The following is a 12,572-nucleotide window of genomic DNA, read 5'->3' as shown; positions in this document are numbered from 1 at the left end:
ACCGGAACGGCTCCAAGTTGCGCCATGTTACGGATCGGCCCCCCGGTTTCAACCCTGTCGCGCCAAAATGCCGGATAAAATCAGTTGGATGAGCGATCGCGGTTGTCGAAAAGACGGGCGCACTCTATTTGAAGAGGAACAGCGTTTCTTGCTCGCTGCTTTTCGGGAAACGGCGTTTTTTACGACGGCCCGACGCGCGAGCGAGAATAGTTCGAAGCCCCGGAATTGCGGGCCAATGGAAGGATGATTGATAGTGTGGAATGCAGTACGGGCCGTTTTCTCCTTCCTTGGTCGCATGATTGCGGGTTTGGCCCGGCTGATAGCCGTTCCACTGGCCGCTTTATGGCGGGTTTATCTGAAGTTCGGAATATTGTGGAAAGCCGTGATTGGCGTCGTCGTGGTCGGTCTGGCCGCGCTCTATATTTATTTTATCTGGCAGACTCAGGTCTGGACCAATTTCGACCCGGACTATCCGGCAAAGTATAGCTATCAGACGGCGAACACGCCGGGCGAGGAAGTGAACTCGACGCCTGCCGTCGCGCCGGAGCCAGCACCTTCCACCGCGCCCGCGATCGAGAACAGCAATCAGCCATCTGCTGAAACACCGGCGGCAAGCCAGCCGGTTCAGGCGGCGCAGATACCGTCATCGGCCCGCAAGTGCTCGCGTTCGGCGATTGCCGAGGTTGCCGCCGACCTTACCGATTTCAACGTGAACCAGAATGCGTGGATTTCTTCCATGCTGCTCTACAAGACCGGTTTCTTCGGTCTGGACTGGGATCGCACACCGTTCCTCGATAATAAGGCTTCGTTCCAGCGCGGCATCAATGCCGCTGTGCGCCGCACGGCGATTGAACTGGTGGACAATATCGGTCGTCTGCGCGGCACGTCGCAGATTGATGGCGATCTGCAAAAGGCCCGTGGCAATCTGCAGTTTGCGGAGGATTCCTGGTATTTCGGCCTGAGTCCGTTCGGCCCCAAGACCCCGACGCCCAGCTATTATCGCTCGGCGATCAAGGATCTGCGTTCGTTCAACACGCGTCTTGAAAACTGTCAGGCGACCTTTGATGCCCGCGCCGACAATCTGATCCAGTTTGTCGATCGCATCGCCAGCGACCTTGGTTCGACGTCCGCAATTCTCAAGGACCGGGCGGAAAACTATCATAATGGCTGGTTCGACACCCGTGCGGACGACCGTTTCTGGTTCGCCTATGGCCAGCTATACGCCTATTACGGCCTGCTCCGCTCGGCGCATTCCGATTTCCGCGGCGTGCTGGCCGAAAAGCACCTTGATGGCGTGTGGGACGAGATGGAAAAGCAGATGCGCTCGGCGCTCGACATGCAGCCTTTCATCGTTTCCAACGGTAGCCCGGATGCATGGTTTACACCGTCGCATCTGACCACGATGGGCTTCTATATTCTGCGCGTTCGTTCCAATCTGGTCGATGTGAAGCAGGTTCTGGAGCGCTGACGGGCAATGGAACTGCCTCCGATTTTGCGTCAGGCGGTAGATGCCGCGCTTGAGGGCGTGGCATTGGCCGATCTCAAACGCGCTTCCGATCTTCTGTCGCGCCGCTATCGGGCGGAGACGCGGGACGGTCGGCTGCATATTTCCGACGATCTGGCCGCGAAGGCCTATCTGGCGGCGCGTCTGCCCGCCACTTATGCGGCGGTGCGGGCCAGTCTCGACAGTGCTGCGGAAGTCCGCCCGGATTTTGCGCCGCAATCCATGCTCGATGTCGGGGCAGGGCCAGGGACGGCCCTGTGGGCAGCCCGCGGATGCTGGCCGTCGCTTGAAAACGCCACGATGATCGAGGCAAGCCCGGCCATTCGCGCGGTCGGCAGCAGCCTTGCCGGAAACAGTGGCTTTGCATCGCTCGACTGGCGGGCGGGCGATGTGGTGAAGGAAAAGCTCGATTTTCCGCAGGCCGATCTCGTCACCATCGCCTATGTGCTCGATGAACTGGCCCCCGATGACCGTCGCAAGCTGGTTGCGCAGCTTTGGGCGTCCACGCGGCAGATGTTCGTGATTGTCGAGCCAGGCACACCTGCGGGCTGGCAGCGTATTCTCGATGCGCGCAAGGCGCTGATCGAATTGGGTGCTGTGATTGCCGCGCCCTGTCCGCATCAGCTGGAATGCCCGCTGGTCGCACCGGACTGGTGCCATTTCTCGCGGCGTGTGGCGCGTTCGCGCATTCACCGCATGACCAAGGATGCGGAAGTGCCGTGGGAAGATGAAAAATTCATCTATCTGGCGGCAGTGCGCCAGCCGTCCGAGGCGGTTGAAGCGCGGGTCATTGCGCCGCCGCGGGTCGGCGGCGGCAAGGTTTCAGTGAAGCTCTGCAAGGGTGACGGAACAGCGGAAGAGCGCCTGTTCACCAAGCGCGATGGCGATTTCTTCCGCTGGGCGCGCCGCGCCGATTGGGGCGACGCTTATCTTGAAGAGCCTGCGCGTTAGGAAGCCTGTAGCACCACACGCGGGGCAGGGCGGTTGATGATGAACACCATCGCCGCCGCCGCAAGGCACATGGCGCCAGCCAGAATGAGCGCTGGCGTGTAGCTGTCATAGTCGGTGCGGACGAATCCCGCAAAACCGGCAGCCGCTGCCGCGCCGATCTGGTGTCCGGTGAACACCCAGCCAAAGACCAGACCGGCCTTTTCCGGGCCGAAACGTTCGGCGGCGAGCTTTACAGTTGGCGGCACCGTTGCGACCCAGTCCAGACCGTAGAAGACGGCGAACAGCGCCAGTTCATAGACCGAGAAGTCGGTGAAGGTCAGATAGATCAGCGATAGGCCGCGCAGCGCATAGAACCAGAACAGCAGCCAGCGATTGTCGAAACGGTCCGACAGCCAGCCGGACATGATCGTGCCGATCAGGTCGAAGGCGCCGATGACGGCAAGGATACCAGCCGCACCGACCGGCGCGATGCCATAGTCGCCGCAAAGCGTGATCCAGTGGGTCTGGATGAGGCCGTTTGTCGAAAAGCCACAGACGAAGAAGGTCAGGAACAACACCCAGAATGTTGCCGTCGAGGATGCTTCACGCAGGGTGACGAGTGGCGAGGCGAGCATGGCACCAAAACTCTTCTTCGGTTCCGGCGCGGGCAGCGGTGCCGTGCGGCCATAGGGCTTGAGGCCGATATCTGCCGGGTGATCGCGCATCAGCGCCAGAACCAGCAGCAGCGCAACGGTTAGAAACCCGATGACGATGGTGAGCGATGTGCGCCAGCCGATGGTCTGGCTGACACTGGCGAGGATCGGCATGAAGACGAGCTGGCCGGTTGCATTGCTGGCCGTCATCAGGCCAACAACGAGGCCACGGCGCTTTTCAAACCAGCGCGCGGCAACCGTCGCGCCCAGCACAAGCGCAGTCATGCCGGTGCCGACGCCGATGACGATGCCCCAAAGGCCCACCATCTGCCATTCCTCGGTCATGAAGATGGAGCCGACGAGGCCGCTGGCAATCAGGATCAGCGCTGCGGTTACGACGCGGCGCAAGCCGAACTGGTTCATGAAAGCGGCGGCAAAGGGACCCATCAGGCCGAACAGAACCAGACGCAGTGCCATGGCGAAGGAGATATTGGCGTTGGTCCAGCCGAACTCGCGCTGGAGCGGTTCGATCAATATACCTGCCGAACCCATGGCGGCAGCCGTTGCCAGCATGGTCAGGAAGGTGATGGCGGCGACAACCCATCCGTAATGGATGTTTCTCTGTTCGAGAACGCGTGCGAGGCGGGCAGATATCATCTTGAGCGCTTTCGGTTAGGACCATTTTTGCAAAAATGGCCACGGATAGGAAGGCGAGCGGCGGCGTTCGTAGCGATCACAGCTCGCCCCGTCATTGTTTCCAGTCAATTTTAAGTAGGGGATCGCGTCCAACGACTTCAGAGTGCCTGAAGCAGTGCCTGCAACTGTTCGACCCCGTCATTTCCAAGTTTGGTCTCGATTTCTTCCTGGGCTTTGTCCCAGAGCGGACCGCCACGGGCGAGAAGGTCCCGGCCCGTATCGGTCAATCTGATATTGGTTTCGCGGTGATCCTGACCGTCGCCGGGCTCGATCAGGCCCATCCGCTGCAGCACCTTGGCATTGCGCCCCATGGTTGAACGATCAAGCTCCGCCATGCGCGCCAGTTCGGTGATCGACAGCGTTCCCGCACGGTCGAGCCGACGCAGCAGACTGAACTGTGCGACATTGATGCCAAGCGGTGCCAGCGCCTCGTCATAGATGGCCGAGGTCTTGCGTGATGCCTGACGCAGAAGGATGCAGAAACAGGAATGTGCCATGATGCGGGTATATACCCGTAATCATCTTTTGACAAGCACTCTCTTGCAGGGAAGGTGATGATCCTGACAGCAGCTGACCGCGATAAGCGGCCTTTTAAACTGCGATATGCGCGGTTTCCTTGACTTCTTCCATGACGGCATAGGTGTGCGATTCCCGCACACCGGGCAGCGAAAGCAGCGCTTCGGAGAGAAAACGACGATAATGGTCCATATCGGAAACGCGGGCTTTGACGAGATAGTCGAAGCCGCCCGCCACCATATGGCATTCCAGAACGTCGGGATTGTTGCGCGTAAAAGTCGCAAAGGTCTCGAAGACTTCCGGCGTCGTGCGGTCGAGTTTGATCTCGATGAACACAAGCATGGCGCGGTCGAGCATCTTGGGCGACAGCCGTGCCGAATAGCCCAGAATGTAGCCTTCGCGCGTCAGGCGCTTGACGCGTTCGGCTGTGGCTGTCTGCGAGAGATTGATGCGATCGGCAAGCTCGGTATTGGTCAGGCGCCCGTTCTCCTGAAGGGCCTGCAGGATATTCCGGTCCATGGCATCAAGGTTCTTCATGCGTGTGTCCCCAAATGGTCGCCTGTTCGTGGCGACTCTTTTCTTCATGCATTCATTCTGAATTAAGTCACGGGAATGAATCTGAAATCGGGGCTGGGCGCAAGACGAAACTTGGTGGAAGGCCGACAAATTTACGGGGGCAGTCGCGGCTTGTGTCAAATACGAACAGGTAAGATCGAATCAATTACTAGTTGCTAAGAATATGCAACCCATGGTAGTGTTTGGCCATACTAAAAATCGTATTACACTTATAAATTTAGTCATTTGGGGGGCGAGGAGCCTCGTTGTGATCAGGCAAGGCACCCCGCTTCCTTGTCTGTATGTCCTCATTAAGGACAGGGGAAAGTCCGGACCTTCCGTGGTGTCCGGACTTTTCTTTTGCCCGCTGCGCAGGTCTAGCAATAATTCTGACAGGTGTATGCCTGACAGAATTATCAGGTATCGCATTGCTGCCGCCGTGGAAAAAGCGGGCTTGAAATTTTCCGGTTGCAAGGGGCGGGGCGGAGCGCTAACACTAGCGCCCATGAACATTTCGCACATTCGCATCAACGGTTGGTGGTGGGCTCGCTAAAAGCGGCCACGCAGGCGTTTGCGCATATGCGTTCAGGAGACAGGGCCGCTGGGATTATCCGGGCGGCCTTTTTGTTTGGCTGCCCGAATGGGACCGAAGCCCGGAAATATTCGAAAAACCAAAGCAATTGGGATTAGCCGACCATGAATGCGAAGATAGCGGATAGCGAGATATTTCAGCACGAAACGGCCGGCGGCATTGTCGTCGAGCGCGTGCGCCATCTCACTGCGTATAAGGGCGCCATCGAAACCTACATCGATGTGCTCAATGAAAGACGCGGTGCAGTGTTCTCGTCCAATTACGAATATCCGGGCCGCTACACGCGATGGGATACGGCAATCGTCGATCCGCCGGTGGTCATCACCTCGCGCCAGCGCACCATGCGCATCGAGGCATTGAACGCCCGCGGCGTGATCCTGCTGCGCCCCATTTTGGAGACCGTGCAGGCCTTGGGCGAAGTGACGGTGGACGCCTCCACCGAGGACCGCATCGAACTGACCATCGCGGAGCCGACAGGCGCATTCACCGAAGAAGAGCGCTCGCGTATGCCTTCGGTATTTACCGTACTGCGCGCCATTGTCGGGCTTTTCTTCTCGGAAGAAGACGCCAATCTCGGCCTCTACGGTGCTTTCGGCTATGATCTGGCATTCCAGTTCGATCCGATCCAGTACAAGCTGAAGCGCCCCGAAACCCAGCGCGATCTGGTGCTGTTCATTCCCGACGAAATCTTCGTCGCCGACCATTACGCCGCACGCGCTTGGGTGGATCGCTATGAGTTCAGCTGCGGCGGGTCTTCCACGCATGGTCTGGCACGGGCAACGCCTTCCGAGGCGTTCAAGCCATCGGAGCGCACCTTGCCGCGCGGCGATCACAATCCGGGCGAATACGCAAAGCTCGTCGAGCGTGCCAAGGATAGCTTCAAGCGGGGCGACCTGTTCGAAGTGGTGCCGGGCCAGACTTTCTATGAGCGCTGCCACACCGCACCGTCGGAAATCTTCCGCCGCCTGAAGACGATCAATCCGTCGCCTTATTCCTTCTTCATCAACCTTGGAGAAAACGAATATCTGGTCGGCGCATCGCCGGAAATGTTCGTGCGCGTCAATGGACGCCGCATCGAAACCTGTCCGATCTCGGGCACGATCAAGCGTGGTGAAGACGCGATTTCGGATTCGGAGCAGATCCTGAAACTGCTCAATTCAAAGAAGGATGAATCCGAACTGACCATGTGTTCGGATGTGGATCGCAACGACAAAAGCCGCGTCTGCGAGCCGGGTTCTGTGCGGGTGATCGGTCGCCGCCAGATTGAAATGTATTCGCGCCTGATCCACACGGTCGATCATATCGAAGGTCGCCTGCGCGACGGCATGGACGCCTTTGACGGCTTCCTCAGCCACGCATGGGCTGTGACCGTGACCGGCGCGCCGAAATTGTGGGCGATGCGTTTTCTGGAAGAAAACGAGCGCAGCCCGCGCGCGTGGTACGGTGGTGCCATCGGCATGATGCATTTCAACGGCGACATGAATACCGGCCTGACGCTGCGCACCATTCGCATCAAGGATGGCGTGGCTGAAATCCGCGCCGGTGCGACGCTGCTGTTCGATTCCAACCCGGAAGAGGAAGAAGCCGAAACCGAGCTGAAAGCATCGGCTATGATCGCGGCTGTCCGTGAGGCACAGAAGAGCAATCAGATCGCGGAAGAACGCGTTGCCGCCAAGGTGGGCGAGGGCATCTCGGTCCTGCTGGTGGATCACGAAGATTCCTTCGTGCATACGCTGGCCAATTATTTTCGCCAGACGGGTGCAACCGTATCCACGGTGCGTTCGCCGGTTGCCGACGATATTTTCGACCGCGTCAATCCTGATCTCGTGGTGCTTTCGCCCGGACCCGGCTCGCCGCAGGATTTCGACTGCAAGGCGACCATCGACAAGGCCCGCAAGCGCGAACTGCCAATCTTCGGCGTCTGCCTTGGGCTGCAAGCGCTGGCTGAAGCCTATGGCGGCACACTGCGCCAGTTGCGCATTCCGATGCACGGCAAGCCGTCGCGCATTCGCGTGTCGAAGCCGGAACGCATTTTCTCCGGTCTGCCGAAGGAAGTGACGGTCGGACGTTATCATTCGATCTTTGCCGATCCGGAGCGTCTGCCGGACGATTTCCTCGTCACGGCGGAAACCGAAGACGGTGTGATCATGGCTTTCGAGCATAAGAAGGAGCCGGTGGCGGCTGTTCAGTTCCACCCGGAATCGATCATGACGCTCGGCCATAATGCTGGTATGCGCATGATCGAAAATGTGGTCACGCATCTGGCGGGCAAGCATAAGAAGCGTCGCAGCAACTACTGAGCGGGCCCGTAATCATCGGCATAATCAACCGGTCGCAGGCATCCTGCGGCCGGTTTTGTTTTGAGGTGTCGAAGGCGCATTTTCGCTGCTTGCTGTAGCAACTCATTTGCAACTGTAATGCCTTGCATTTGCAGAAGAAAATTAAATGCGATAACTGAAAAAACAGGGGTACGAACTTGGATCAAACTGGGCTATAGAGCGGTCATTAAAATGCTATTGCATAGGACTTGACCGGCTTCGGGAAGTTATTCCGGGTTCGAGCCGATACGCATGAGTGATGGGCCTCGAATTGGCCAATTCCCGATTTTCGGGCCGTAATTAAGACAAATCAAAGGTTCGTCATGGACGCGAGTGCAAGAGTTCGGCGGCTAGCCGCTTGGTCGATTCCGGTTGCTCTGGGAGTGATGGGTCTGAAATATGTGGCCTATCTGCTCACCGGCTCCGTGGCTCTATATTCGGATGCGCTCGAATCCATCGTCAATGTAATTGCGTCCATGGGCGCGTGGTGGGCGATCAGCGTCAGCTATAAGCCCGCCGACGAAAACCACCCCTTCGGCCATCATAAGGCGGAATATATATCGGCTGTTGTTGAAGGCGTGCTGATCAGTGTCGCGGCGCTGTTGATCTTTCGGGAAGCCTGGTTTGCACTGGAAACGCCACGCCAGCTCGAAGAGCCATGGCTTGGCCTTGGCATCAACGCTGTCGCTGCCGCCATCAACGCTGTTTGGGCGATGCTGCTGATCCGCATCGGGCGCAGCGCGCGCTCCCCGGCGCTGGAAGCCGATGGCAAGCATATCATGACCGACGTTGTCACCTCGGCTGGCGTGCTGGTTGGCTTGGTTGGGGCGGTCGTCACCGGCTGGGCGATACTTGATCCACTGCTCGCCATTGTCGTGGCGCTGAATATTCTGTGGCAGGGCTGGCATGTGATCAATTCGTCGGTGCAGGGCCTGATGGATATTGGCGTCGAGCCTGTCGAAGAAATGCGCATCCGCGATGTCATTTCGGCCAATGCCGCTGGCGCCATCGAAGTGCACGACCTGAAAACCCGTATTGCCGGACGCGTCACCTTCATCGAGTTTCATCTGGTTGTCGCAGCCGACATGAGCGTTGGCGATGCGCATGTGATCTGTGACCGCATTGAGGATGCGCTGAAGCAGCAGATCAGTAGTGCCCGCGTGGTGATCCATGTCGAGCCGGAGGACGAAGCGAAGCTGCCTTTGGGGACAAGTGCTGTGCCATTCGCCTGATTTAAAAACAGGTATGACTGAGGCAGCTGTCGTAAATCCATCTTGCGTCGGCCAAATCGCGCGTGTAAAAGCTTGACCATGATGACGAAGAACGCAACATCTCTGGAACATTCGGCTGCCGCCACTGGCGCGCGCGTCGATGTTTGCGTTCTCAACTCGCTTCTTACCCTCGGCCTTAGCGGCGATCGCCGGGCTCGTTGAAGGAGCGTCCGGCGGTCGAAAACGGTCCCGCTGGCCTGTGCTCCTTTTCAGAAAACCCTTATAATCGATCATGAATATCCGTGCTTGACGAGCTGTAATGCCGTCCAGAAGCCGGGAGGAAACGAGAAATGAACCAGTCCGTTATCACGCCGCAATCCGTAGCCAAAGCCGAACGTAAAGGCATGCGGGACGCAGCCACCAAATATTCGCCGTTCCCGGCCCCGAAGCTCGATGACCGTACCTGGCCATCGAAGCGGATCGAAAAGGCGCCGATCTGGTGTTCGGTCGATCTGCGTGACGGCAATCAGGCTTTGATCGACCCGATGGGCCATGACCGTAAGGAGCGCATGTTCCGTTTGCTGGTCGATATGGGTTTCCCGGAAATCGAGATCGGCTTCCCATCGGCCTCGCAGACGGATTTCGACTTCTGCCGGTGGGCGATTGAACAGGGCAATGTTCCGGACGAACTGGATTTGCAGGTCCTGGTGCAGTGCCGCCCGGAACTGATCACCCGCACATTTGAGGCTTTGGAAGGCGCAAAGACGCCGATCATCCATTTCTACAATTCCACCAGTGAATTGCAGCGCCGCGTGGTTTTCGCCAAGGATGTGGGCGGAATCAAGCAGATCGCGACCGATGCCGCCAAGATGATCATGGATATGGCTGCCAAGGCAGGCGGCGGCTATCGCTTCCAGTATTCGCCGGAAAGCTTTACCGGCACGGAACTGGATGTGGCGCTGGAAATCTGCAATGCGGTCATCGAGATCGTGAAGCCGACGGCGGACAACAAGCTGATCGTCAATCTGCCGTCCACGGTGGAAATGAACACGCCGAATGTCTATGCCGACCAGATCGAATGGATGTGCCGCAATCTCGACAATCGCGAAAACCTGATCATTTCCCTGCATCCGCACAATGACCGCGGTACGGGCATCGCTGCGACGGAACTGGGCCTGATGGCCGGTGCCGACCGCGTCGAAGGCACTTTGTTCGGCAATGGCGAGCGCACCGGCAATGTGGACGTGGTGACGCTGGCGCTGAATATGTACACGCAGGGCATCGATCCCGAGCTGGATTGCACCGACATCAATCGGATGAAGGATGTCTATGAATATTCGAACCAGCTGAAGATCGCGGAGCGCCACCCCTATGTCGGCGAGCTGGTCTATACCGCCTTCTCCGGTTCGCATCAGGATGCGATCAACAAGGGCATGAAGGCGCGCAAGTCGGCCAATTCGCCGGTTTGGGAAGTGCCTTATCTGCCGATCGATCCGCAGGATGTGGGCCGCTCCTATGAAGCGATCATCCGCATCAATTCGCAGTCGGGCAAGGGCGGTATCGCCTATATCCTGCAGGCCGATTACGGCTTGAACCTGCCGCGCAATCTGCAGGTCGAGTTCCGCGAAATCATCCAGCAGATCACCGATGACGAAGGCAAGGAATTGCCGTCGAAGCGCATTCATGAAGAGTTCCAGAAGCTCTATGTGACGCAGCCCGATGCCCGCATCAAGTTCGTGGATCACCACACCATTCCCGATCCGGAACAGAAGGGCCGCCGCATTCTCACCGCCGAAATCACCGATAACGGCGTGACGAAGAATATCGAAGGCAAGGGCACCGGTCCGATCGACGGCTTTGTCGACGCGCTGTCCAAATATCTCGGCGTGAAGATGTCGGTCGTGGATTATTCCGAACATTCGCTCCAGCAGGGATCGGACGCATCGGCCATCTCCTATGTCGAAATGGCGCATCCGGGTGGCAAGCTGTTCGGCGCGGGCATCAATGACAATATCGTCAGCGCCTCGCTGGAGGCCATCGTATCGGCGGCTAACCGCGTGATCGGCAAATAGGCCGAACGTCTGTACGAGTTGAAAAGGCGGCCATTGGCCGCCTTTTTCATGTGTAGAGTTCCTGTTCGGAGATCTTGAAAATGCGCTCGCTCACATCTTCAATGCCGTGCTGTTCCCACAGGCAATGCCAGCCGCCGTCCGGTTTGCGGTCGATGTTGAAAATATTGTAGCGGGCAGGGGGCTTGTGGCCGCCATAGTTCTGGCTGGCCGATGGGACGCAGATCACCGGCACTTGGCCGTTCGGTCCGTCGATTTCATATTTCGTCGCCAGGTGGGTGTGGCCGTGAATGACCAGCTCCGCGCCGTGCTTGCGAATGATCTTCTGAAAGCGGCGGATACCGTATAGGCGCTTGTGCGTCGGCGTTGCGCCGTGGATCGGCGGATGGTGGATCATCACAACCCGGAAAAGCCCGTGCGCGCCTGCCTCATCCAGTGCTGCGGCGAGGCGTTTGGCCTGCGCGGAGCGAAAATCACCGCTCGCCATGAAGGGTGCTGTGGCGCGCGCCGACGAGACGCCGATCATCGCGACATCATCGCGCACCCGCATATAGGGAAATTGCGGCCGCTTGCCCCTGTTGTCGATGCCGTCGCCGCGCATCCACGGCTCCCATTTGCGGCAGGACCGGTCGAGTGCGCCGGGCACATAGGCGTCGTGATTGCCGGGCACGACCGAAACATCGTCGGGATTGCCCAGCTTCGACAGCCAGTCGGCGGCGATGTCTATTTCCAGATTGAGAGCCAAATTGACCAGATCGCCGGTGACGGCAATATGATTCGGCGCTTGCGCCAGCATGTCGGCTACAAGTTTATCGAGTACCGTTCCATGCATTGCACCCTTGCGGTTGCGCAGCCAATTGATATAACCAGTGATGCGCTTTGATGCCAATTCGCGATATCTCACACGCGGCAGTGGCGAAAGGTGGATATCGGAGATGTGAGCGAGGCGAAACATATGGCCCGTTTACTGGATAATTTCTGAAATAGAAACCGTATTTAGCGACTTTTTGTTGATGCGATTGCTGCATTGATAGCTGCATATAATGTTTGCTGGAGAGTCGGAATGCGCTTTCGTCATTTTATATTTCATTCATATTTTCTTTTGCGACGCCCCATGACCCTTGGGGTGAGGGCAATTGTGTATGATGAAAAGAATAACTCGGTTTTTTTAGTGAGACATACTTACGTGCCGGGTTGGCAGTTACCAGGCGGCGGTGTTGATAGTGGGGAGACTTTTCAACAGGCGCTGGAAAAAGAACTGCGGGAAGAAGGTAATATTATCCTGAAAAGTCGCCCGCAACTTCTTGCTCTTTACAAGAATGCCCATGCTTCGCCACGCGATCACGTTGCACTTTATGTATGCCGTTCCTTTGAACAACTTGCACCGAAAGAGCCGGATAGAGAAATCGCCGAAAGCGGTTTCTTTCCTCTGGATGATCTACCAGAAGGCACCACGGCCTCCACCAAGCGGCGCTTGCAGGAAGCGCTGTATGATCTGGAACCGCTGCCGATGTGGTAATACCACGGC

Annotated in this window: 10 protein-coding genes; 6 read left to right on the top strand and 4 right to left on the bottom strand. The window is 57.8% G+C overall.

Going from position 1 to position 12,572, the window contains the following annotated elements; translation table 11 throughout:
- The first annotated feature begins 247 nt into the window (after positions 1-247).
- Positions 248-1,468, top strand: a complete 1,221-nt coding sequence (locus tag D8666_RS04975; RefSeq protein ID WP_121536548.1) for a DUF2333 family protein — start codon at positions 248-250, stop codon at positions 1,466-1,468.
- Between the two features lie 6 nt (positions 1,469-1,474).
- Positions 1,475-2,455 (top strand): small ribosomal subunit Rsm22 family protein, encoded by a 981-nt coding sequence (locus D8666_RS04970; protein WP_121536546.1) that lies wholly within the window; start codon positions 1,475-1,477, stop codon positions 2,453-2,455.
- On the opposite strand, the gene D8666_RS04965 is transcribed toward D8666_RS04970, so the two are convergent.
- From D8666_RS04965 to D8666_RS04955, 3 genes are all read right to left on the bottom strand, one after another.
- Positions 2,452-3,744, bottom strand: coding sequence for an MFS transporter (locus D8666_RS04965; RefSeq protein ID WP_121536544.1), 1,293 nt, complete (start codon positions 3,742-3,744; stop codon positions 2,452-2,454). The two genes, D8666_RS04970 and D8666_RS04965, sit on opposite strands and share 4 nt — an antisense overlap.
- Before the next feature lie 137 nt (positions 3,745-3,881).
- Positions 3,882-4,280 carry a MarR family winged helix-turn-helix transcriptional regulator gene (locus D8666_RS04960; RefSeq protein ID WP_109369525.1) on the bottom strand — a complete coding sequence of 133 codons (399 nt, stop codon included), beginning with the start codon at positions 4,278-4,280 and terminating at the stop codon, positions 3,882-3,884.
- A gap of 94 nt (positions 4,281-4,374) precedes the next feature.
- Positions 4,375-4,836, bottom strand: a complete 462-nt coding sequence (locus D8666_RS04955) for an Lrp/AsnC ligand binding domain-containing protein (RefSeq protein ID WP_078338776.1) — start codon at positions 4,834-4,836, stop codon at positions 4,375-4,377.
- 714 nt (positions 4,837-5,550) lie between these two features.
- On the opposite strand from D8666_RS04955, the gene D8666_RS04950 reads away from it, so the two are divergent.
- The 3 genes from D8666_RS04950 to leuA all read left to right on the top strand — a co-directional run bounded on the left by D8666_RS04950 (position 5,551) and on the right by leuA (position 11,047).
- On the top strand, positions 5,551-7,746 hold the full coding sequence (locus D8666_RS04950) for an anthranilate synthase component I (protein ID WP_109369524.1): 2,196 nt from the start codon (positions 5,551-5,553) through the stop codon (positions 7,744-7,746).
- A 341-nt stretch (positions 7,747-8,087) separates the two neighbouring features.
- Positions 8,088-8,996 carry a cation diffusion facilitator family transporter gene (locus D8666_RS04945; RefSeq protein ID WP_121536542.1) on the top strand — a complete coding sequence of 303 codons (909 nt, stop codon included), beginning with the start codon at positions 8,088-8,090 and terminating at the stop codon, positions 8,994-8,996.
- 329 nt (positions 8,997-9,325) lie between these two features.
- Positions 9,326-11,047 (top strand): 2-isopropylmalate synthase, encoded by a 1,722-nt coding sequence (leuA, locus tag D8666_RS04940; RefSeq protein WP_121536540.1) that lies wholly within the window; start codon positions 9,326-9,328, stop codon positions 11,045-11,047.
- A gap of 46 nt (positions 11,048-11,093) precedes the next feature.
- Here leuA and D8666_RS04935 read toward each other — a convergent pair whose 3' ends face one another.
- On the bottom strand, positions 11,094-11,999 hold the full coding sequence (locus D8666_RS04935) for a metallophosphoesterase family protein (protein WP_121536538.1): 906 nt from the start codon (positions 11,997-11,999) through the stop codon (positions 11,094-11,096).
- A gap of 108 nt (positions 12,000-12,107) precedes the next feature.
- On the opposite strand from D8666_RS04935, the gene D8666_RS04930 reads away from it, so the two are divergent.
- Positions 12,108-12,563, top strand: a complete 456-nt coding sequence (locus tag D8666_RS04930) for an NUDIX domain-containing protein (RefSeq protein WP_109369520.1) — start codon at positions 12,108-12,110, stop codon at positions 12,561-12,563.
- Positions 12,564-12,572 lie beyond the last annotated feature (9 nt).

Source organism: Ochrobactrum soli (assembly GCF_003664555.1).
Taxonomy (GTDB): Bacteria; Pseudomonadota; Alphaproteobacteria; order Rhizobiales; family Rhizobiaceae; genus Brucella; species Brucella teleogrylli.
This window is presented reverse-complemented; position numbering and strand designations above follow the sequence as displayed.

Coding starts and splice junctions, on each gene's coding strand:
- D8666_RS04970 (WP_121536546.1), top strand. CDS start 1,475: ATGGAACTGCCTCCGATTTTGCGTCAGGCGGTAGATGCCGCGCTTGAG.
- D8666_RS04965 (WP_121536544.1), bottom strand. CDS start 3,744: ATGATATCTGCCCGCCTCGCACGCGTTCTCGAACAGAGAAACATCCAT.
- D8666_RS04960 (WP_109369525.1), bottom strand. CDS start 4,280: ATGGCACATTCCTGTTTCTGCATCCTTCTGCGTCAGGCATCACGCAAG.
- D8666_RS04955 (WP_078338776.1), bottom strand. CDS start 4,836: ATGAAGAACCTTGATGCCATGGACCGGAATATCCTGCAGGCCCTTCAG.
- D8666_RS04950 (WP_109369524.1), top strand. CDS start 5,551: ATGAATGCGAAGATAGCGGATAGCGAGATATTTCAGCACGAAACGGCC.
- D8666_RS04945 (WP_121536542.1), top strand. CDS start 8,088: ATGGACGCGAGTGCAAGAGTTCGGCGGCTAGCCGCTTGGTCGATTCCG.
- leuA (WP_121536540.1), top strand. CDS start 9,326: ATGAACCAGTCCGTTATCACGCCGCAATCCGTAGCCAAAGCCGAACGT.
- D8666_RS04935 (WP_121536538.1), bottom strand. CDS start 11,999: ATGTTTCGCCTCGCTCACATCTCCGATATCCACCTTTCGCCACTGCCG.
- D8666_RS04930 (WP_109369520.1), top strand. CDS start 12,108: ATGCGCTTTCGTCATTTTATATTTCATTCATATTTTCTTTTGCGACGC.